Origin of the sequence: Gordonia soli NBRC 108243, from assembly GCF_000334455.1 — a bacterium.
GTDB classification, from domain to species: domain Bacteria; phylum Actinomycetota; class Actinomycetes; order Mycobacteriales; family Mycobacteriaceae; genus Gordonia; species Gordonia soli.
Map to the genome: position 1 here is coordinate 12421 of NZ_BANX01000047.1, position 21272 is coordinate 33692.

Sequence of the window (21272 nt, forward strand, 5' to 3'; positions counted from 1 at the left end):
AGCCTGCGAAAGCTCCGAGTGCTGATCGAGGCCCTTCCGCAGGACTCGGCCGTCCACCGCGCCCGTACCGATGGACAAGCCTGGGGCTGGAGCGAACAACTCCTCTGGATGGCGATTCGCGCCATGGAAGTTCAGACAGCCCAGCTCGCAGCCCGGTCATTCAACCCGAAGCCCCGGATCAAGGTGGCGAAGCAGCACCCGCGATTCCCCTGGTCGGAACAGACCGAGGAAGACCGACACTTCGGCAGCCGTGGCGATCTTGATTCCGTGACGGTCATGAGTGTTCTGAAGTCCGGATTTGACTCCGACGCAGGGCTTTTGCGCATCGAGGACGACGAGGGACAAGCGATCAAGGAGGTGAGGACCTAATGGCGACCTCCGTGGTTTATGTGCCCGTAGCGAGCTCGATGAAGGGCTTCACCGGCCCGATCATCAAGGAGGCATCCGGGGCCGGCAAGAGGGCGTCTGCTGCAATGTCCGCCGAGTTCGAGGCCGGCGGAAAGAAGGCGGGCCAGTCCGCCGCCGCCGGCCTGGCCTCGCAGAAGAAGGAGATCGAGCGAGTGTCGGCGCAGATCGCGTCGGCACGCAAGGATGAGGCCGACGCCGCCGGCAATGTGCGCGTCAAAGAGCAACAGCTCCAGGAGCTCCGGGACTCGGGTAGCGCGACGGCGGCGAAGCTGGCGAAGGCCGAGGAGGATCTCGCGCGGGCCCGACGCACCGAAGAGTCGGCACAGTCCCGGGTGGCTACGGGCTCGCAGCAGCTCGAGCGGATCCGTAGCGGCGAAGCCACGACCGCACGCACGATCATCCGCGCTGAAGACCAACTGCGTCAGTCCCGCAATCAGACCGAGACGGCCGCCGGTCAGGTGCGGGTAGCCGAGGTTCGACTGCAGGAGTTGCGTGACTCAGGCAAAGCGACTCAGGCGCAACTGGCGCAGGGCGAGGAGCGAGTAGCCGCCGCCGAGCGCAATCATGCCGCCGCGACTGACACCGTGCGATCGCGCGAGTTACTGCTCGCCTCCGCCCAACAGGAGGCGGCCCAATCCGCTCAGACGCTGGCGCGGGACGCGGACCGGGCTGGCGATTCGGTCGAGAAGGTTGGTGACAAGGCCGATCACACGACACAACGGGTCGGCGGCATGGGCTCTCGAATGGCCAGCATGCTCAAGGTTGCCGGCGGAGCCGCGATGGCCACGGCCGGGGCCACAATCGCTACGGCGTTCACCAAGGGCTTCACTCGACTTAAGGCCATCGACGACGCCTCGGCGAAGCTGAAGGGCCTCGGCCACGACGCGCAGACCGTCTCGACCATCATGCAATCGGCCAACGCCGCCGTGAAGGGAACCGCCTTCGGGCTCGATGAGGCTGCCACGTCTGCCGCAGGCGCCGTCGCGGCTGGCATCAAGCCGGGCCAGGAGCTCACGAAGTACCTCACGCTGACTGGTGACGCCGCAACAATCGCCGGCACCTCGATGTCGGAGATGGGGTCCATCTTCAACAAAGTCGCCACGAGCAACAAGATCCAAGGCGACGTCATCGCGCAGCTGTCTGACGCGGGCATCCCGATTGTTCAGCTACTCGGGAAGGAACTCGGGAAAACCGGCGAGGAGGTCGTCAAGCTCGCATCCGAGGGCAAGATCAACTTCGCCCAGTTCCAGTCTGCGATGCAGAGCGGGCTCGGTGGGGCGGCACTCGAGTCGGGAAAGAGCTTTTCGGGCGGCCTGAAGAACGTCATGGCAGCGCTCGGTCGCCTCGGTGCCACCATTCTCGGGCCTGTATTCCAGCGTCTACCGGGACTGTTTGATGCCGCGATCCCCAAGATCGACGCGTTCGGCAACACACTGAAGGGCGCCGGCCGTTCAATTCAAGACGTCATCAGCTTCGTCCGCGAGTGGGCCCCTGCGTTCACGGTGGCCGCTGTGGCGCTGGGATCGCTCACGCTGGGAATGCTCGCCTTCAACCTGCAGCAGAAGATCGCTGCGGCGGGCGGCTTCCTGAAGTGGCTGAAGACGTTCAGTATCGCCACGCGCGGAGCAGCCGTCGCCCAGGTCCTTTTCAACTCGGCATTGTGGTCATCGCCGATCACCTGGATTGTCGCGGGCATTGCCGCGGTGGTTGCAGGTCTGGTCCTGTTCTTCACCAAAACCGAAGTTGGACGCAAGGTCTGGGCCGCGACCTGGGGTGCGATCAAGACCGCTGCCGCCGCTACGTGGGGCTTCCTCAAGGGAGTGTTCTCCGCGATCGGCAGCGCCGTCGGCACCGTCATCGGGTTCGTGCGTCGCTTCTGGCAGATCCTCGTGTTCGGTCTCGGACCGATCGGCATCATCATCGGCGTCGTCACCCAGCTGATCAAGCACTGGGACATGGTCAAGGCTGTCTTCTCGGCCGTGTGGGGCGTTGTGCGCCCGATCATCTCCGGATTCATGACCGCGGTGAAGATCCTCGGTGCCATCGTTGGCACGATCATCGGCGGCACGATCCTCGTCGCGTGGAACCTGATGAAGACCACGCTGCAAGTCGCGTGGAACACGGTCATCAACCCCATGTTTCAGCTGTTCATGGCCGGTATCCGACTGATCGGCACCGTCGCCACCTGGGTGTGGACGAGCATCCTCGCCCCTGCCTTCAATGGCATCAAGCTCGCGGTCCAGTACATGTGGGCCGGCGTCGGAGTCGTGTTCGGCCTATTCCAGGCCGGGTGGAACCTGCTCGGGACCGGGCTTGCGATCGTCAAAGACACGGTCATCATGCCGATCTGGAACGCGGTGAAGACCGGCGCCCAGTTCATGTTGTCGGGCATCCAGGTCATCTTCGGTTGGCTGAGCGCCGGGTGGAATCTGCTCGCCACGGGCCTACGTGTCATCGCCGACACCGTCATCACCCCGGTGTGGAATGCCGTGAAGGCCGGTGCCGGACTCCTGTGGAACGGACTCCGCACGATCTTCGACTGGATCAAGGGCGGATGGAACCTCCTCGGCACCGGCATCCGGACCGTGATCGACACCGTCATCACTCCCGCGTGGGAAGGCATGAAGGCCGGACTCGGGCGAGTCCGCGACTTCTTCGGCACCGTCGTCGATGGGATCAAGACCGCCTGGGACAAGGTGAAGGGCTTCGTCGCCACACCGATCAACTTCGTGATCAACACCGTGTGGAACAACGGACTCCTCAAGGCGTGGAACACGATCGCGGGTTTCCTGCCCGGCCTCAAGCAGATGTCGCCGCTGGCACCCGTCGCGTTCGCCGAGGGCGGCCCGGTCCCGATGAGCCAGGGCGCCAAGCGCGGCAAGGACTCTGTCCACGCCTTGATGATGCCCGGCGAGCACGTGTGGGACGTGATGGACGTCGTGCGCGCCGGCGGTCAGCGAGCCATGTATGCGATGCGATCACTCATCGAGCGGGGCATCCCCTTCACGTGGGATGCGGCTCGCGGTGTCGCATCGCTGCCCGCCGGGTCGCAGGACGCAATCGCGACTGCACCGCGCGGGGCCGACATGGCCGGATTCCTCCGCGCCGCAGGGATTCCTGGATACAAGACCGGCGGCGAGGTGCGGCCGGCGTGGGAGGGCCAGCTCGAGAATGGCCATCTCGCAGCGAAGTCGCGCAACGGCAACCCCTACACCTGGGGCAACGAGGACTGCTCGGGTTACATGTCGATGATCGCCGACGCCATCATCAACGGCGGCCGCGGCGTACGTCGCTGGGCCACGAGCTCGTTCCCCGGCGGCCAGCCGTGGAAGCCGGGCCTCGGCAAGGGCTTCTCCGTTGGCGTGAACGACGACCCCGGCGGCCCGGGCGGCGGTCACACGTCAGGCACCCTGACCGCGGTCGGCCCGTACGCGACCGTCAACGTCGAGTCCGGCGGTGCGCACGGCAACGTCGCCTACGGCGGCCCGGCGGCCGGTGCTGACGACGCGCAGTGGAACAACGCGAAGCCAGGCCGTTTCCACCTCGGCATCGGCGCGGACGGTGCGTTCGAATCCGCCGGCGGCCCATCGGCTGCCGAGCAGGGCAATGTCATCAAACGCAAGATCAAGGAGATCCTGGACAAGGCTCTCGATCCGATCAAGCAGGGCATGACGGCCGCGATCGGCGCACCGCCGCCGGAGTGGCTGGGTATCCCGCCGAAGGCCCTCACGATCACGAAGGACAAGGCCGTCGACGCCACCTTCGACGTGGTCGGGAAGCTCGGGTCGCAGTTGCGCGCGATCTACGACAAGGCCAAGGACATCACCACCTCGATCACGAGCGTGATCACCAACCCCCTCGGCCTGTTCCGTGACAAGGGCGGCTACCTCCCCAAGGGTCTGTCGGTGGTACGCAACGAGACCGGACGGCCCGAGGCGGTCCTGAACTGGAAGCAGCTCGAGGAAGTCCGCAAGCTCGTCGACTCGACCAGCCGCGCCGCCGGCGAAAGCATCCTCGGCGACACCCTCGACTTCTTCGGCTTCAAGAAGCTCTACGACGCGATCTCCGGTGCGGTCGCGCCGAAGGAGCAGGCGACGCAGCAGCAGGGCGCCGACGCCGCGCGGGCGGGCACGTCCGGCGCCGGCGACAGCACCGCGCAGGGCAAGGACAGCACGACGGCGGGCGGTGCCGGGTACGCCGATCCGACCTACGGCACCGGCGCGACGTTCCAGCAGAAGGACACCCCGCTCACGACGAAGATGCCGAACCTCGGCGAGGGTTCCGACCGCTACTCATTCGCGATCACCGAGCAGGCGAAGAACATGGGCCTGCCCAAGCGGGCCGCGATCATCGGCAACGCGACCGCGCTCGTCGAGGTCGGCGACCCGATGAAGATGTACGCCAACACCGGCAACCCCGAGTCGCTGAAACTTCCCCACGACGCCGTCGGTTCCGATCACGACAGCGTCGGCCTGTTCCAGCAGCGCGACTCGTGGGGTTCGACCGCCGACCGCATGGACCCCCACAAGAGCGCAGCCCTGTTCTACAACGCGCTCAAGCAGGTCGGTGGCTGGGAGTCGATGGACATGGGTGCCGCCGCGCAAGCCGTGCAGCGCAGCGCATTCCCCGACCGGTACGCGCAGAAGATCGCCCGGGCAACCGCGCTCGTCGATCAGGCAGCGCTCTACGACGCCGGCGGCTGGCTGAAGACGGGACTGTCGATGATCGCGAACAAGACCGGACGTCCCGAGGCGATCCTCACCGCGCCACAGTGGGCGTCGATCGACTCGATGCTGGAAGAACTGCCGTCGGCGATGGAGTTCAAGACGGTCGCCGATATGGCCGCCGGGAACATGCCTCGGGCACCACGACTCGACGACATCGACCACGGTGGCTCCCAGGACGGTCCACGTGAGCGAGGGCCGCTGGTCTACGTGGAGAACCAGTACACCCACGACCCGGCCGAGGCAGCGCGAGAGACTGGTCGCGAGCTACGTCGGGCGGCGCGGTCCGACTCCCTGGTGGGTGGCTGGTGAGCGGCACGGCGGTCCTGACCGACCACACGATCGTCGAGTGGGTCGCCCACACCGGTGAACGGATGCGCTGGTCCGGCGCGAAGCAGACCGCACCGCCCGAACTGGGCCCGTGGATCGATGCCGAGGAAATGGACGGCATCGGCCACGTCGACATCAAGGCACTGTTCAGCGCGGCCGCGCGCGAGTGGGGCGAGGAATACATCGGCGGGACACTCGATCACGCCGAACTCGTGCTGCCGATGTTCATCCTCGGTGCCGACGTCGACGACTTCCGCCGCCGCGTCGAGCACTTCAAGACCCAGGTGCGCCGCGAGCGGATCGGGTGGCTGTTCGTCTACACCAACGTCACCGGCTGGCGGTGGGTCGCGGCACGCCTGGGTCACTTCAAGCCGATGTACAAGATCGACCCCCGCAAGACCCGCGCCGCGCACTTCGAGCTGATGCTGATCGTGGAGAAGCCCCTCGCGCGGGCCGCCGACCACGCCGCATCCTGGCGCAACCGCACCAACACCGGTCGCGGATCAGTGCCGATATACCCCGGCCCGCTCTGGCAGGCGTGGCCGCAGTTCGCGTTCCGCGGTCCCGGTCGTCTCCGGCTCCGATACGCGGGCAACGACGTCGACCACCCGTTCACCGTCCTCGCCAACGAGACGATCCTGATCAACACCGACGAGGCCCGCCCGATCATCCGCAGCATGACCACTGGCCGCAACCTGTGGCCGCTGATGAAGGGGGCACGCTACTCCAACCCGGTGCCCGACGGTGAGGTCACTCGCGTCGACATCACCGTCACCGGTGGCAACACCAACACCGAGCTGTGGGTCGTGTCCGCCCAGCAGTACGAGGGCTTGCTGTGAGCGTCAGGGACGCATTCGCAACGCTCACCCACGACGAGGCGGCCGAGCGCGAGGAGTACCGCAACCCGCGGCCCCACATCGAACTGCGCACCAAGGACATGAAGGTGTGGTCGATCGTCGGTGACCACCAAGAGCTGAAGTTCACCGACAAACGCTCGCAGGCCGGCGGTCTGACGATGGTGCTGCCGTTCGACGACTACTACGAGGCGTACTTCGACGGACAGCCGAAGGCGACGGTGCGTCCGATCGTGGTGCGGCTGCCCGGGTACACCACGTTGTGGTTCATCACGAAGTTCACCCGTCGACGCAAGGGCCTCAAGCGGTACTACGAGGTTGAAGCCGTCGGCGCGCTCGAGCATCTGAACTGGATCCGGCTCTACCCGTGCCCCTGGTTCTTGCCCGAGTTCCAGCCGATCAAGTTCTGGTTCGGCCTCGGCCCGTCGGCGAGCATGTGCGCACTCGCTCTGGCGGCCAACCTGATCCGACTCCAGGCCCCGCTGTGGTCGATCCCGACCGGCAACCTGTTCAAGCTCGAAACCTGGAACCTCGTCCGCAACGCGTTCCACCCGATCATGGTCAATCCCCGCAACAAGTTCCTCGGGGACACCACGAAATGGGACTCGGCGTCGTGGCGGATGGACAACGCGATGGAGGCCTTCACCGAGGTCTGCCTCGCCAACGACCTCCAGATCACCTACCAGTTCTTCGATCCCGACGTCGATCCACAACCGTTCCCCGAGTTCGTCACCCTGACCGAACCGAAACTGATCATCGACTTCGTCGAGAAGGGACGCCCGGCCGGCTGGACCGGCACGATCATCGACGGATTCTTCCGCACCGGTCTCGAGGTGGCCGGCGACTTCCTCGGCTGGATCCTGTACCCCATCCTCGGCGACGACGGCTACCAGAAGTACGTCGACACCATCGAGGGCACGATCGCGAACAAGCCGATCGCGATCTACGGCACCGGGAAGTACGCGCCCGCCGACGAGTTCGAGCAGACCACCCACACCGCGATGGCGTCGCGTGTGACCGCCGGCGGCAAGTCGCCCGAATGGCTCAACACCGCGATGGTCACCGGCGCGAACCTGCTGTTGGGGGCGCTGGGCGCGGCGATCGGCCTGCCCGGTCTCGCGCTCGGCATCTTCGACGGGCTCGTCAAGGACACCGTGATGGCGTTCCACTCCACCGAGGATCTGCAGCGCGCCAACGAGGCTGGGCCGTGGCGGTTCAAGGAGACGTTCGCCGAGTCGTCGACCACAGGCCTATCGCTCAACACAGTCGCGGGGATGAAAACGGCGCACTGGGCGACGCGGCCGTACATCTCGCATTCGATCTCAGTGCAGAACGGGTCGCCGTACTTCATCGGCAAGGACCTGCACCTCGGCGACCTCGTCGGTGTCCAGATGCCCAGCGGGAAAGTCGAGGTCGAGTTCCTCGAGGAGATCACCTACGAGGACAGCCGCAACGTGCGCGGCAAGTTGACGCTGCAGATCGGCCGCCCCGACGCCGAGCGTGAGCCGGGGTCGATCGCGCTGGGCAAGATCCGCCGCTTCTCTACCTGGCTCACCCGAGCCGCGCTCAGCGAATGAGAGGACCGCTATGAGCTTCCGCACTGCCTACGGCAATACCCACTCGGAGAACGGGTGGCGCATGGTCAATCGTGACGAGTGTGCGCTGATCCAGGGTCTCGCGTTCATGGACACCGCGCCGGTTCGGAAGGGCTGGGCGTTCGAGGCGTTGTCGGCGTTCGCGCACTGGTACGACCAGAACGTTCCCGGCGAGATCGTCTCAGCAACGTGGGGGTGGTCGAACACCAACGACGTGTCGACGTCGAACCACCTGTCGGGCACCGCACTCGACATCAACGCCCCGCAGTACCCGTGGGGTGGGGACCGGATGGCGCGGGAGTTCCCGGCCCGGGTGGCTGCGATACGCCGGGGTCTCACCGAGTTCGAGGGAATCATCTTCTGGGGCGCGGACTGGTCCCGCAAGGACGAGATGCACTTCCAACTCAACAGCGGCACCGCGAAGGGCGACGGCGCATCCGACCGGCTGATCGACTTCGTCCGCCGCCGCATCGTCGACGGCCAGCTGAAGGGCTCGGTCGGCAAGACAGCGCTCGATGCGGCGAAGGTCAACGCGTTCACGCAGGTGTTCATGGGTCCGATCGGCTCGGACACGAAGGACGTCCGGGAGCAGTTGTGCGGCATTGGGTCGCGTGATGCTGGCGAGTATGACGGCTGGGGCCAGCTCGGCAACCGCACTGTCACCGACGGCCTCGGCGCGGTCCTCGACCGGGTGGTGAACCGATGAGCACGACCGACATGCCCGACCTCACCGAGGAGGGCTACGGCCGGATCGTGGATCACGGCCGCGTACAGACGGTCTGGTACCCGGACGGCCGAGTGCGGCTGCGCCACGAGTGCCGACGACCTTACATTGTCCTGCACACCGCACCTCTGCTGCAGCTCGACAACGGCCACACGATCGTCTCGACCGACCCGGTAACCGTCACCCCGTCGATCATGTGCGCCGACTGCGGCCTGCACGGATTCCTCACCGACGGCGTCTGGAAGGACTGCTGATGGGTACCTACTGGGCGGACGTCTCACAGTTTCAGCGGACGGTCGACGACGACTATCCGCATCGGGTGTTCTCGTTCCGCACCAACACCGGCAGCGTGAAGGACACCCGCGCCGACGCCAACCTCACCTGGGCGTTGCAGGCACTCGCCGACGGCGACCTCGACATCGTGATCCCGTACTACTTCTTCCGGCCCGGGGCGGCGAACTGCGACCTGTGGCGGCAGGTCGTCACCCGCAACGGTCGAATCGACCCGCGCATCGTGTGCATGGTCGACGTCGAGTCGGGGCAGGGCTCGTCACAGGGGGCCATCCCCACCCGCGACCACTCCGTGGAGATCAACGACGAGATCGCCCGGGTGCGTGGCTGGCTCGGCGGCTCCCGGGTGATCGGCTACTACAACCCGAAGGCCGATCCGGTGCTGTGGCAGTCCCGCGGCGACGTGCCGCTGGTGGTGCCGCACTACAACGGCCAACCTGGCCAGTCCTACGCGTACCCGAATCGGTTCGCGCACCAGTACTCCGATCGCGTGCAGTGCGCGCCGTTCGGACCTTGCGACGCCAACTACACGGCGTTGTCCATCGACCAACTCAAGACCCTGTTCGGAATCGGAGGCACCCCCATGGCAACGACAGACGTCGACCGCATCAACGAGTTCACCCGCGCCTTCAACGGCCCCATCGGCTCCGACGTCAAAGACATCCGGCAGCAGCTCGTCGGCGCCCGCGACCTCGTCTACAAGACCGTCGACGGCAAGAAGGTCGTCGACCTGGACAAGTCGTTCCCCGGCTGGTCTCAGCTCGGCGGACGTACCGCCGTGGACGCACTCGCCGCCATCGGAGCGGCGCTCGGCATCCCCGGCTTCTACGACCCCAAGGGCGTCGTGAAGAACCCCACAACGGAAGGCAAGTGACATGACCGTCCCGACCCCCGACACCGAACTCGTCGACCACCTCCGCACCGAACTCGAGTCGCAGCCATGGTATGCGCGGTTCTCCAACACCGTCACCTCCGCCGTAGGTGCGGCAGGTCTGATCGTGTGGCTGTTGGTGTCCAACGGTGTCGACATTCCCGGTCAGGTCGAGACCGGCATCGGATCGGTCATCGCCGTCCTCACGGTGCTGGGTGTGCTGAAGACGAAGAACGGCATCACCCCGTCGACTGTCGCCCAGGTCGAGCAGTACGTCGGCCAGCATCGACGCGACTGATGTCCCTCCGGGAAGCGCTGCGCAACCGAACTCGGCAGGCGTGGACATGGTGGTGGACGACCGTCGACACCGGCGGAGTGCTGTGTCAGACAGCGCTCTACCCATTCCTGTGGCTGTCCGGGGTCTACATGACATTCACCGACGCCCCCACCACAGTTCGGGGCGAGTTGGGTGGCGGCGCCCACTGGGTGTGGATCGGGCTACTCACCCTGTGCCCGATCACCTGTCTGGCAGGACAACTCCTGCACGACCAGTACACCGGACGACAACTGCAACTGTGGTCAAACATCGGCATCACATGTGCGCTCGGCGCGTACGTGTCCGCAGTGGTACAGGCATCGTGGCTCGGCCGCGGTCTCTTCGCTGTTTACATGGCGGCCGGGTTCACCATATTGGCTGCGGTGATCTCCATTCGAGACGTGCGGAAGCTGCGGGCCATTCGGGCTCACGCGAAGGAGTCATGATGGGCGTCTCGCTGGCAACGATCCTCGTCGGTGGTGGTGGTATCGCCGCTGTTGCCGGGATCATCGGCGCAATCATCCAGGGTTTGTTCGGCCGCACAAAGAGCAAGGCCGAGTCGGCGGCGCAGTTGGCGCAGGCCGATAAGACCAAAGCCGAGTCGGCGCAGATCATTTCCGAGACGGCAGCAGCGGTGTCGGCGCAGTTCCGGCAGGACAACGAGGAACTGCGCAACGAACTCCGGGCGGTGAAGGATGCGATCAACACGCTCGTCGACAAGGTTGATGAGGTGATCCCGCTGCTCGAGGAGGACCATCCGGAGAAGGCCCACAATCTTCGGGACGCCAACCGTGGTGTTCGGCGGGTCATCTGATGCGCCGCTACAAGGTTCGTGGTGCTGGTGAACCGGTGAGTGGTGGGATGTTGGGTGCTTTGCCGGGGGAGATGCTGCCCAACATCAGTGAGATTCGCCCGATGGGGACCCGTACCTATGCGGAGTCGATCACCGACATCCGCAAACGCCTCGGTGTAATCGACGCTCGCGGTGAGGACTACATCCTCATCGGGTACTCGCTCGGTGCTGCTGGCGTGGGGGATTTCCTCGAGTACGACCGGCCCCGCCACTGCCGCGGCATCATTCTGATTGCCGATCCGAAGCGGCATCGTGCGCAGTGCTCCAACCCCGGCGTTCCCGCCAACCGGTGGGGTGTGGCGGGGGAACGGAAGATCACCCGCGTGCCGTGGTGGTCCTACTCGATCCCTGACGATCCGATCTCGGCGTTGCCGGGGGATAACGGGAATCGTGTGACGGCGTCGAAGGTGACAGGTCTTCCGCAGCCGACACCAGCACGCTGGTGGGACGCCGGCTACACCCTGGACTGGTTGTGGCGCTACACGGTTGGTGGACGTCACACCGCCTACGGTCGGGAGCGGGTAGCCGGGTCGACCATCACCTACCTGCAGGCGGCGACGCGGGCTGCAGTGGAGGCTGCGCGATGACCGAAGAGAAGCCGAAGGCATATGCGCTCGACGACCCGACCGTGGTCCGGCTCGGTGCGTTCCTGCGCAACACCCCGCTGACCAACGGCCAGTTCGCGCCCATCCCGGATCCGCTCAGCGAGTACGTCGCGCAGGCAGTCGTGAACTACACCCAAGGCCTCGTCTGGTCGGGCGAGACCGAGCAGTACATCGCGCTCGGCGATTGGGAATCGACCCCCGACATGGGCGACGTCCAGGTCGAGAACATCTCGGGTGAGGTGACGCGAATCGTGCACCGCACCACCGGCATATCCGCGCTCGGCGAAACACCAGACGAGGCGTGGAAGCTACTGAGGGAGAAGGTGAAGGCCAATGGCTGACGATCCGATCGAACGGCTCGCCGTCGAGCTGGAGATCTACGGTATCCCGCAGCCGGCGGGATCACCCCCGATGACCGACTCCTACCTCCACATCCGACGACGCCAGGACGGGGCAGCCGAGCGGGCGGTGATGGGCTTGCCAGCATACGAGGGCAAGCAGGGACCTCCCGGCCCCCCTGGAGCGATCCACCAGGGTGAGCGGACAACCGCAGAGCTCACCGCGCTCGCGTCGGTGCTGACCACCGACATGACCAACTGGGCCTACCGGAACACCAACACCAACGACCAGTACGTGTGGACCGGCGAGACGTTCGTGATCTATCACGGCGTGTACGGCACCCCGGGGCCGACGGGCCCGGCGCCGACGTTGAACGCGGGATCGCTGACGATCGACGGCGAGGAGATCGACGACCCCGCGTTCGGCGTGCGAGTCACCGGTGGCTCTGGCAGCTATGCCGTCGGGGTTGATCTGCCGGAGATGCCCAAGGGTGACAAAGGCGATCCCGGAGCGTCAGGCCCGTTCTTCACCTCGGTCGACGTCGACCAGACGAAGACGAAGAACGACGGCGACGTGTTCATCTACAACGCGACCGTCGGGAAGCTTCAGCCCTCCCCCGGCGGCTACTGGATCGAGGAGTACGTCATCCCACCGTCGCAGTTCCCGACGGTGTCGAAACTCGCCAGCGACGTGCGGCACACCATGTTCACCGTCGTGATCCCCGCGAAGACGTTCGCCTACCGGTTCGACTTCACCGGCGGCGTCGACGTGTCCTCATCGACCGGCACGCAGATCGACATGGAGATCCGGAAGGACAATGCCACCACCGGCGCGATCGTCGGCTACGGCAAGGGCCAAGACGGGGAGGGTTACCGGGAGGTCGCGTTCCGCGCCCACTCCGACGTCGCGATCAACCCCGACACCCGCGCAGGCGTCATCGAATCTGGCACCGAGGTGACGCTGTACGCATCTGCGGTGAAGAAGGCGGGGAGCTTCTCGGGCTGGAACATTCGCAACACGAACGCCCAGCTTCGGGTACGGCTGCTGCGGGTGCGTTGATGGCCGAGAACCCGAACCGCGATCGGTGGTTCGACGGCGGGTCTGATGCACCCACCCCAGGCTTGGGTAACGATGGGGTGATCGCGACGCCCGGCACGATTCCCGGGTTCGCGTTCCCCCCACCGCAGAACATCGACGACCGGTCGATCCAGGACCAGGCCGACGCGATCGGCGGGCAAGTCGTCACCCAGCCTGATGTCGAACCGCTGCGCAACGAGGACGACGGCAGCATCGTCAGCTGGGTGCGCGACGTCCTCGGCCGCGACACCGCGGTCGCAGCCCGCGTCACCGCGCTCGAGGGACGCATCGCGATCGGCGCCGAGTTCTTCGACAACTTCAACCGCGGCGACAACTCGAGCTCTCTCGGGAACGGGTGGGTGCAGGGCGGCACCGGGCAGGCCCTGGGCATCGACGACCAAGCCGCGCAACTCGACCGCGGGTCACTCCTGCCATCCGAGGGCCGCCGGTGGGCGAAGAGCCCGACCGACTCCTCAGCAGACGATGTCACCGTCAGCGCCGTCATCCACCCGCGCGGGACGCCGAAAGCGCCGTGCACCAGCCTGTTCCTACGCTGCAACCCGGACTTCACGCAAGGCGTCTACGTCAATCTGTTCGGCGGCAAGTGCTACATGGGCCGCTTCACCCGATCGGGCAACAGCTGGACGTTCACCGACTTCCCCGGCGACGGCGGCCGAAACCTGTCGAAGTCGTACAGCAACAGCGCGACAGTCGAGTTCAAAGCCGAGGGCAACCGATACCAGCTGGTGATCGACTCGAAGGTCCTCATCGACTACACCGACACGGCGAACACGGTGCCGACCGGTGCCGGGTTCCGATCCAACGGGTTCGCCTGCCAGACATGGACAGCGCTCGCTGCAGTCCCGCAATTCTCGGGCGGTCTGGCGTCGTACGCGGTGCGTTCCCAGGTGTCACTCACGTCGGTGTCGCAGCAGGCGTCAGTAGCCGCCACCGCCGCGGCGACCGAGGCCGTCGCGCCGGTCGCCGCGGCCGCGCAGGAAGCCAGCCAGACCGCGGCCGCGATCGGCACACAGGTCGAGTACGTACAGCAGGCGATCGCGGTGCAGTCGGGCATGGGCGTGTGGGAGACCGGTCCGGACCGCACCGGCACCGTGTCGTTCCCGTTCGTCATGCTGGCGCCGTACCTGCACTCACACACCGGCACCATCGCCGACGCCAACCTCGGGAGCCACAATCACGGCAACACCGGCTTGACCGACGGGCACCGGCACTCGACGTCGAACGAGGCACTCGGATCGCACTCGCACGGCCTCACGATCGACCAGGGCACCGTCCCGACCGTCGCCTGCACCGCGAGCTACGCACCGTGGGCACTCGTCATCTTCAAGACCCAGGCCGAACGCAAGGTGTTCACCTACCTCGCGTGGAAGACCGGCACCGTGTCGACGTTCTACCTCGACCTGTATCGCCAGAACGCCGACGGCTCATCGACATTCACCGGCTACACCTCCCCCAATCTGGCCGGAGACCTCAGCGCTGTCCTCACCTGGCAGCAGCACCTCATGACGGACGTGATCAATGCCGACGTCGGCGACGTCTACGAGGTGCAGTTCCGGATGACCGGATCGGGCACCGTGTTCCTCGCCGGCATCAACTGGCCGTACCCGAATCCGATCCCCGGGTTGCGCCCGTACACCGGTGGCGCTGGCCGTAACCCGTCGACCGCGACGCCCGCGTCCATCGCGACCGCGACCCGGGACTCGATGTACACCGGGCCGACACCGTTCTTGTCCCTCGGGATCGACATCGGACAGGTCAACCTGCCGCGCACCTTCTACGACAACTTCAACACCAACTCGTGGAACAACTGGGTGCGCTCGACCAGCGCCGGACAGCTGTCGATCAGCAACGGGCGCGTCACGTATGGCGGATCGTCCGACGGCTACCAGGCGGGCTGCTACGCCTACCAGACGTCCACCGACCAGCAGTCGGTGCAGATCGACATCGTCGAGACCAAGCAGCTTGGCGGCGGCCTGTTCCTGTGTGGGTCAAGCACTCCCGCCTGGAACAACGGGGCATCGCTGTCGGTGTACGACGAAGCCGCGAAGTTGTACGCCAACGGCACCGAAGTCGCCTCGTACACCGGTTCGGTCGGCGCGGGCACCTACATCCTGCGATACAACCCGACCACCAACACCTTCGAGGTGCTGCGCCTGAACAGCGACGGCACCACGTGGGCCGTCCTGATCTCGTGGGTCGACGCCGGCAACGTGATCCAACACGGACGCGGACGCCGATTCGGTGGCATCTGGATTCGCCGCCAGCTGTTCACCAACAGCTCGGCTCTGGACAACTTCTATCTCTCCGACTGGGCGTGACCTGGATGAACGAACAGGAGCCATGATGGCCGACGACATCACCTACCAGCACATCACCGGCGAGTGGGCGCACGTCGTCGACGACGGCATCACCGACCCAGACGCCGAACCCGACGAGGTGCGCCCGACCGGCAAGGTTCTCTTCACCCCACTCCTCGGGTCGAACGGGTTCCTCCCGTCGGGCGAGCCTACGAAGTCCGTCACCGTCGCCCCAGTCACCGCGCTCATCGCGGACGGCGTCCTCACCGACATCCAAGGCCGAGACGGCATTTGGCTCGTCGCCACGATCGGCGGCTACCCGATCCACTGGACCGCGACACCGACCCTCACATGGCAGAACACGAAACTCGCGAGCAAGCCCATCACGTTCGCCCCACCCCCGGACGGCGAAACAGAGGTCCACCTCAACGATCTGGTCGACGTCACCCCACCCAGCGGCAACGACAACGGCCGCCCGACACCTCTCGGCACCCTGAACCTGCCGGCGGTCGGCGACTACACGTACACCTTCCGCAGCACCCACGGCGACCTCGGTGACGGCGCCCAGCTGTACTACCTCATCGGCAGCGCCCCCAGCCCGTCACGGCGGTGGGACTTCGTCATCGTCGACGGCGTCGCAACGATCGTTGTTCCCGTCGCTGACCACAGCCCCGTCCCGCCCGGCAGCCAGTTCTGGCTGATCCACAAGGCCGGCCCCAGCGCGCCCGCCACCGAGCTACTCACCGGACCCGTCCGGAAGGGAGCGACACCCGCATGACGATCCTCATCGGCTCCGACGGCCAGACGGTCACGATCGCACCGCCGAACGTCACCACCCTCGACATCATCCCGCCGCCCGGCGTCGGGCTCCTCACCCCGGTCCCCGGACTCCCCGGTCCGCCCGGGCCACGAGGTGAGGGACTGAACCTGATCGACCCGTACTACGTGGTGACCTACGCCGCGTTGCCTGACCTCGACGCCGAGCAGGCTGGTGGCGCGATGCTCGTCCTCGCGACCGGGCTGCTCTACTTCTGGTCCGGTGAGGAGTGGACCGACGAAGCCGACGGCGTGCCGTTCCGTGGCGAACCAGGCACTCCGGGCCGGAGTGTCATCGACGTCGCCACGTCGGGCAACACGCTGCAGTTCGTCATGTCCGACGGAACGACTGAAGTCGTCGTAGTCCCTGCGCTCACTGACGCCGCCGCGGCCGCGCAAGCCGCTTCCGGGTCCGCCACCACCGCGGGCAACAGCGCGAGCGCGGCACAAGCAGCCCGCACCGGCGCCGAGACCGCGCGTGGCGGCGCCGAAACGGCCGCAACGTCGGCAGTCCAATCGGCCAGCACCGCCGGCACCGCAGCGACGCAGGCAGGCAACTCCGCGACGGCGGCCGCCGGCAGCGCCACCTCAGCTGCATCCGCCCGCGATATCGCCTCCTCGGCCCGCACGGGTGCCGAGACCGCGGCCGACAACGCCGTCGACGCTGCGAACGTGGCGGCTGCGGCCGAAACTGCCGCGAACGCAGCCGCTTCTGCTGCTGCAGGCAGCGCCACGAGCGCGGGCACCTCGGCGACCAACGCCGCTGGCAGCGCGACAACGGCAGCAGGATCGGCAACGGCAGCCGACACCGCGGCGGTCGCCGCCGACTCGCGCGCTCAGGCGGCCGAGACGAGCGCGACATCGGCCGCCGGGTCCGCCACCGTCGCCGCGAACGCGGCGTCGACCGCCACCACCCAGGCCGGGATCGCGAACACCGCAGCGACCGCCGCAGCCGGGTCCGCCGACGACGCCTCCGACTCAGCCGCAACCGCTGGCACGTCGGAAGACAACGCCGTCACTGCTGCGGCCGACGCGAACTCCGCGGCCACCGCCGCCGCAGGATCAGCCACAGCGGCGAGCACCTCCGCCGGGCACGCCCAGGACTCGGCCGACGCCGCAGCCGCCTCCGCGCAAGATGCCGCCGACACCGTCGCCTCCGGCATCCCCAACGCAGGGCCCGCCCAGAAGGGCGGCGTGCGGCTGCCCGGCGCCGTGTCGGGCGAGCTCGGCGGCACCTGGGATCATCCAACGGTCACCGGCTGGGACCAGAAAGCCGACCTGGTCGACGGGCGCGTGCCCTCGGCGCAGCTACCGGCGTTGGCAACCGTCGAGACCTTCGTCGTGACCACCACCGCGCAGCGACTCGCCCTCAACGTCCAGCGTGGCGACGTCGCGATCCAGACCGGCAACCCCGACCGCGGCACATACATCCTCCAAGGCGAGAACCCGGCCGTGGCCACCGACTGGGCGCGACTGGCATTCCCCGACGGCGCGATCCGATCGGTCAACGGCTACTTCGATCCCGACATCATCCTCGTCAAGGGCGACGTCGGCCTCGGCAACGTCGACAACACCAGCGACGCAGCGAAGCCAGTCAGCACCGCAACCGCCACGGCCCTGGCCGGCAAGGCAGACAAGCCCGCGAACAACACCCGCATTCCGGCCCGCGACGGGTCCGGCGCGATGGTCGAACTGGCCTACTCCGGTAGTGCCGGCGCCAACACTGTGCCCATCCGTGATGCCAGCGGTCGCTTGACGGCCGCCGACGGAACCGGCGCGAGCCATGTCGCGACGAAGGGCCAACTCGACGCGCTGCTCGCCCCCGGCGTCATCACCACCACCCACATCCTCGACGGCACCATCGTCGATGCTGACATCTCGGGCACAGCCGCGATCGCGAAGGCGAAACTTGCGGCTGCGGTGCAGACCTCGCTGGGCAAGGCCGACACCGCGCTGCAGTCGGTCGTGATCCCGGCCGACATCAGCATGATCGCCGTCGGCAAGGACACCGCGCGTGCGGTCGGTACCGGGGATAATCCATTCGGCGTCACCGTGCAGCGGGCAATCGTCATCCAGGCGGTCACCTTCCGTGCGCTCACCGCTGACGCATCGGGCAACCTGATCGTCGAGCTGCGCAAGAACGGTGCCGCGATCTCGGGCACCTCGACGACCATCGCCGCCGCGAACCAGGTGGCGGGCGCGACCACCTCGAGCCTCGCGATCTCCGTGGCCGCCGGCGACATCCTCACGGTGGCCATCACTCAGATCGGAGCCACGCCGGGCAAGGGCCTTGTCGCCGACATCAAGGCCGTGTGCGCCTGATGCAGATCGTCTCCGCACCGCCGCCGGTGCAGGCAATCGCGTTCGATCAGGCCGCCGGTGCGACCGCCACCAACGCCGACGCATCGGTGACGATGACGACCCCGGCGTGCACCCTGATCATCGCGGTGTCGAACAACATCATCGGATCGGCCTCGGTCACCGTCGACGGCGTCGCTCCGACGCTGCTGGGCACGTCGGGCAACATGCGCCTGTACACAGCGACTGTCGCCGCCGGGTCGCACACCATCACCACCACCGGTGGCGGTTCGTGGCGCACCCTCATCGTCACCGCCTACACCGGTGTCACCACGGTCTCCGGGCTGGTCACCGCCAACGCTTCGAGCACCACACCCTCAGTCACCCCGACCGGGTCGGGCGTGCTCGCGGTGGGTGCGTTCCTGGGCCCGAACGTGTCCGCGGCGGGGACGACGTCGAACGGCGACATCCGCGCCAAACAAGCATCGGCGAACACCAGCTACAACCTCGCCATGGCCGACCGGGCGTCGACACCGGTGTCGCTGACGCAGGCATCGGCGGCCTGGAATGGCGCCGGCGTCTGGCTGAGCTGACAGAATCTCGACATCAGTTGATGTAACGGTCCTCGTCTGCGTCGCGATCTACCCTGTGCGCCCCGCTCCCACCCCCCGGTTAGGAGCGGGGCGTCCTGAGCGCGAGGCCGATCGTTATCGCCAGCGCCAGCTGGCCGATCATCTGTCCGCCTCCGCCCGCTGCTGCGCCTGTGCCCAGTCCTCGAGGATCGACCTGACGAGCTTCGAGGTTCCCATGCTCTGCGCCCGGGCCTGCTCGTCGAGGGCGCTCTTCAGCTCGGCCGGCACTCTCACGTTGAGCACGGGTGAGTGCGTCGACCCGCCGGTCAGCGACTTCCCGCCGGGGACCAGGTGCTTCGTCCGGGCCTCGCGGCGCGCGCGGACCTCGGCGAGCGTCTCCTCGGCCAGCTGCTCGGCACGCTCATCGGTGAGCCGTTCACCGCCGACGATCACCTCAGTCTCTTCGAGGTCGATGTCCTCGGCCTCGATCGGCTCGTTGCTGAAGTCGGGAACCTTCGCCATCTCCATCACCTCTCTCACCAGTTCTTCCGAAATCCGGTTGGCATCGCGTGGATCACGACCCACCGGTCGTCGTCGTCCTCGGGCGTGAGGATCAGCTCCAGCTCGATCCCGCGATCGTCGGTGCCGATGAAGTACACCCGCACCACGCCGTCACGCTCGACGATCTCCAGCGGCATCCCCGCGTGGCGGAGGGCTGCGACGATGCGGCCTTTCGAGGCCCGTCGTCGGGCTGCTGCTGTGAGTGAGATCCGCGCCATGCATCTAGTATGTCATACATGCTCGTTCGATGTCAACGACTATGTGTGACATACACGTACCACAGTACGCCGTTAACCATCGGCCAGTGGGCAGTTAGCCGGCAGCCTTCCGGTTCAGCTCGACCGCCGTGATCGTCCCCAGCTCACGCCCGTCCACGTCGACGACATCGACGTGCTCGACGCGAGTGCGTAGCCACGTACCCTGCTCGTCATTGAAGGCAACAGGACGGCCGAACAGCTCGGACAGGTTCTCATGTGCCCGGGTCTCCATCAGAGCCCAATACTCGGCACCCGCCCGCGCCGGGTCGATCGTGACGCGCACCCGGCCATCAGCGAAGGACACGTCACTGACCGCCTTCGCGATCAAGACGCCAGCATCAGACCGCTCGCGGACGAACTCGGAGACAGCCGCGATGATGTCGGCGTTGGTCGGTGGGATCGTCATGGGCTCAGCAGTCGTACTGATCCGGGAACCGCACGCACAATGGCGGCAACGGCTGACCAGGACCGTACCCGTCAGCGGAGTTCGGGTCCGGAGTGCCTGTTTCGGGAACCGCGTCACCGCGGGTTTGCGGACCGTACGGATTGGTCTCCCCGGGGCCCGCACACGCCTGCTCGTAACCTGTGGAGCCATCCGAGTAAATTGCCGTCCCCCTCTGGTACGTCTGAGGGTCGCCACACGTAAACGTCGCCTTTGCCTGCTGCTCAGTTGTGGGCGCGGGAACCCCCTCGGTCTGCTGAGCAGGTGTCGCTGCGGCGGTCGGCGGAGCGAGCTTCTTTGCCCAATCGGCTGGCAACCTCCACTCCACTCGGCGGTCTTTCGCCTTGTAGCCGATCGCTATCGGTCCACCGTTTCCTGACCCGATGGGGATCTCGATCGTGGAGGCCCCTTGCGCCTTTGAATTCGGGGGCAGGTCGATGATCTGTTTGTTGCCCGAGCACGGGCTCGACAGTTCGTCACTCATCTGCGAAACGGTCAGGTTGTCTGTGACCTCGCCGTCACGTGACACGAAGTAGAAGTCAGAACTCCATAGCCACTCTGGCATCTCGGTCGTGCCGATCTGGACCATCGCCGCGAACTTCACCTGCCGAATCTGCCCCTTGAGTCCCTCCTTTGCCAGCTCGGGTATCTGTGAATAGTCCACCGTCTTACATCCGGCGGCGTCGAGCTTGCTGTCGGTGATCCTCACGAGCAGACTGCCGTCGGAGTTGTTGACACTTACCGGCTGGCCGAGCTCCACCTCGATTGCGCCACGGGCGTTCGTTGCTGCGGCCGCCGACGCCGGAGCGCTCGAAGAACTCGGGCTTTGATCGTTGCTGTCGGTACTGCAAGACGATGCGGCCAATGCGGCCACCGCCGCGAGGGCAAGCAGCGCAGAACGTCCGTGGCTACGTTTCATGCGCGGATCATACCCACGACGCCACATCCCAACTGCGCCTTTGTCATACTTGTGACCGCGCACTCGGTCACAGTTACACCCTCTATTTTGCGGTCTCCCCGG

At 66.4% G+C, this 21272-nt stretch carries 21 protein-coding genes; 17 read left to right on the forward strand and 4 right to left on the reverse strand.

What is annotated here, in order from left to right; all coding sequences use genetic code 11:
• The first annotated feature begins 18 nt into the window (after window positions 1–18).
• From GS4_RS24245 to GS4_RS24325, 17 genes are all read left to right on the forward strand, one after another.
• Window positions 19–369 carry a hypothetical protein gene (locus tag GS4_RS24245; RefSeq protein ID WP_007625659.1) on the forward strand — a complete coding sequence of 117 codons (351 nt, stop codon included), beginning with the start codon at window positions 19–21 and terminating at the stop codon, window positions 367–369.
• On the forward strand, window positions 369–5444 hold the full coding sequence (locus GS4_RS24250; RefSeq protein ID WP_007625661.1) for a tape measure protein: 5076 nt from the start codon (window positions 369–371) through the stop codon (window positions 5442–5444). The genes GS4_RS24245 and GS4_RS24250 overlap by 1 nt, the downstream gene beginning before the upstream one ends.
• Window positions 5441–6301 carry a hypothetical protein gene (locus GS4_RS24255; RefSeq protein ID WP_007625662.1) on the forward strand — a complete coding sequence of 287 codons (861 nt, stop codon included), beginning with the start codon at window positions 5441–5443 and terminating at the stop codon, window positions 6299–6301. The genes GS4_RS24250 and GS4_RS24255 overlap by 4 nt, the downstream gene beginning before the upstream one ends.
• On the forward strand, window positions 6298–7893 hold the full coding sequence (locus GS4_RS24260; protein ID WP_007625663.1) for a Gp37-like protein: 1596 nt from the start codon (window positions 6298–6300) through the stop codon (window positions 7891–7893). Before GS4_RS24255 ends, GS4_RS24260 begins: the two co-directional genes overlap by 4 nt.
• Window positions 7894–7903: 10 nt before the next feature.
• Window positions 7904–8617 (forward strand): M15 family metallopeptidase, encoded by a 714-nt coding sequence (locus GS4_RS24265; RefSeq protein ID WP_007625664.1) that lies wholly within the window; start codon window positions 7904–7906, stop codon window positions 8615–8617.
• A complete protein-coding gene (locus GS4_RS24270; protein ID WP_007625665.1) occupies window positions 8614–8889 on the forward strand; it encodes a hypothetical protein in 276 nt (91 codons plus the stop codon). Before GS4_RS24265 ends, GS4_RS24270 begins: the two co-directional genes overlap by 4 nt.
• Complete coding sequence (locus GS4_RS24275; protein ID WP_007625667.1) at window positions 8889–9800, forward strand: hypothetical protein; 912 nt, start codon at window positions 8889–8891, stop codon at window positions 9798–9800. Before GS4_RS24270 ends, GS4_RS24275 begins: the two co-directional genes overlap by 1 nt.
• Window position 9801: 1 nt before the next feature.
• Window positions 9802–10095 (forward strand): hypothetical protein, encoded by a 294-nt coding sequence (locus GS4_RS24280; RefSeq protein ID WP_007625668.1) that lies wholly within the window; start codon window positions 9802–9804, stop codon window positions 10093–10095.
• A complete protein-coding gene (locus GS4_RS24285) occupies window positions 10095–10559 on the forward strand; it encodes a hypothetical protein (RefSeq protein WP_007625669.1) in 465 nt (154 codons plus the stop codon). The genes GS4_RS24280 and GS4_RS24285 overlap by 1 nt, the downstream gene beginning before the upstream one ends.
• Entirely contained in the window at window positions 10559–10927 is a 369-nt protein-coding gene (locus GS4_RS24290; protein WP_007625670.1) for a hypothetical protein, read from the forward strand. Before GS4_RS24285 ends, GS4_RS24290 begins: the two co-directional genes overlap by 1 nt.
• Window positions 10928–11028: 101 nt before the next feature.
• Window positions 11029–11553: a hypothetical protein gene (locus GS4_RS24295; protein WP_157226759.1), complete on the forward strand. Its 525-nt coding sequence runs from the start codon at window positions 11029–11031 to the stop codon at window positions 11551–11553.
• Window positions 11550–11912 (forward strand): hypothetical protein, encoded by a 363-nt coding sequence (locus GS4_RS24300; RefSeq protein WP_007625672.1) that lies wholly within the window; start codon window positions 11550–11552, stop codon window positions 11910–11912. Before GS4_RS24295 ends, GS4_RS24300 begins: the two co-directional genes overlap by 4 nt.
• Complete coding sequence (locus GS4_RS24305) at window positions 11905–12969, forward strand: hypothetical protein (RefSeq protein ID WP_007625673.1); 1065 nt, start codon at window positions 11905–11907, stop codon at window positions 12967–12969. Before GS4_RS24300 ends, GS4_RS24305 begins: the two co-directional genes overlap by 8 nt.
• A complete protein-coding gene (locus GS4_RS24310) occupies window positions 12969–15326 on the forward strand; it encodes a hypothetical protein (RefSeq protein WP_007625674.1) in 2358 nt (785 codons plus the stop codon). Before GS4_RS24305 ends, GS4_RS24310 begins: the two co-directional genes overlap by 1 nt.
• A 25-nt stretch (window positions 15327–15351) precedes the next feature.
• Entirely contained in the window at window positions 15352–16083 is a 732-nt protein-coding gene (locus tag GS4_RS24315; RefSeq protein WP_007625677.1) for an LtfC-like domain-containing protein, read from the forward strand.
• Window positions 16080–18443, forward strand: a complete 2364-nt coding sequence (locus tag GS4_RS25015; protein ID WP_007625679.1) for a hypothetical protein — start codon at window positions 16080–16082, stop codon at window positions 18441–18443. Before GS4_RS24315 ends, GS4_RS25015 begins: the two co-directional genes overlap by 4 nt.
• The gene (locus GS4_RS24325; protein ID WP_157226760.1) at window positions 18443–19012 is read left to right on the forward strand and encodes a hypothetical protein; all 570 of its coding nucleotides are present in this window, start codon (window positions 18443–18445) and stop codon (window positions 19010–19012) included. The genes GS4_RS25015 and GS4_RS24325 overlap by 1 nt, the downstream gene beginning before the upstream one ends.
• A 138-nt stretch (window positions 19013–19150) precedes the next feature.
• On the opposite strand, the gene GS4_RS24330 is transcribed toward GS4_RS24325, so the two are convergent.
• The 4 genes from GS4_RS24330 to GS4_RS24345 all read right to left on the reverse strand — a co-directional run bounded on the left by GS4_RS24330 (window position 19151) and on the right by GS4_RS24345 (window position 21170).
• Window positions 19151–19513: a ribbon-helix-helix protein, CopG family gene (locus GS4_RS24330; protein WP_040511791.1), complete on the reverse strand. Its 363-nt coding sequence runs from the start codon at window positions 19511–19513 to the stop codon at window positions 19151–19153.
• A 14-nt stretch (window positions 19514–19527) separates the two neighbouring features.
• On the reverse strand, window positions 19528–19770 hold the full coding sequence (locus GS4_RS24335; protein WP_007625684.1) for a hypothetical protein: 243 nt from the start codon (window positions 19768–19770) through the stop codon (window positions 19528–19530).
• Window positions 19771–19864: 94 nt separating this feature from the next.
• Entirely contained in the window at window positions 19865–20215 is a 351-nt protein-coding gene (locus tag GS4_RS24340; protein ID WP_007625685.1) for a hypothetical protein, read from the reverse strand.
• Between the two features lie 4 nt (window positions 20216–20219).
• Window positions 20220–21170: a hypothetical protein gene (locus GS4_RS24345; protein WP_157226761.1), complete on the reverse strand. Its 951-nt coding sequence runs from the start codon at window positions 21168–21170 to the stop codon at window positions 20220–20222.
• Window positions 21171–21272 lie beyond the last annotated feature (102 nt).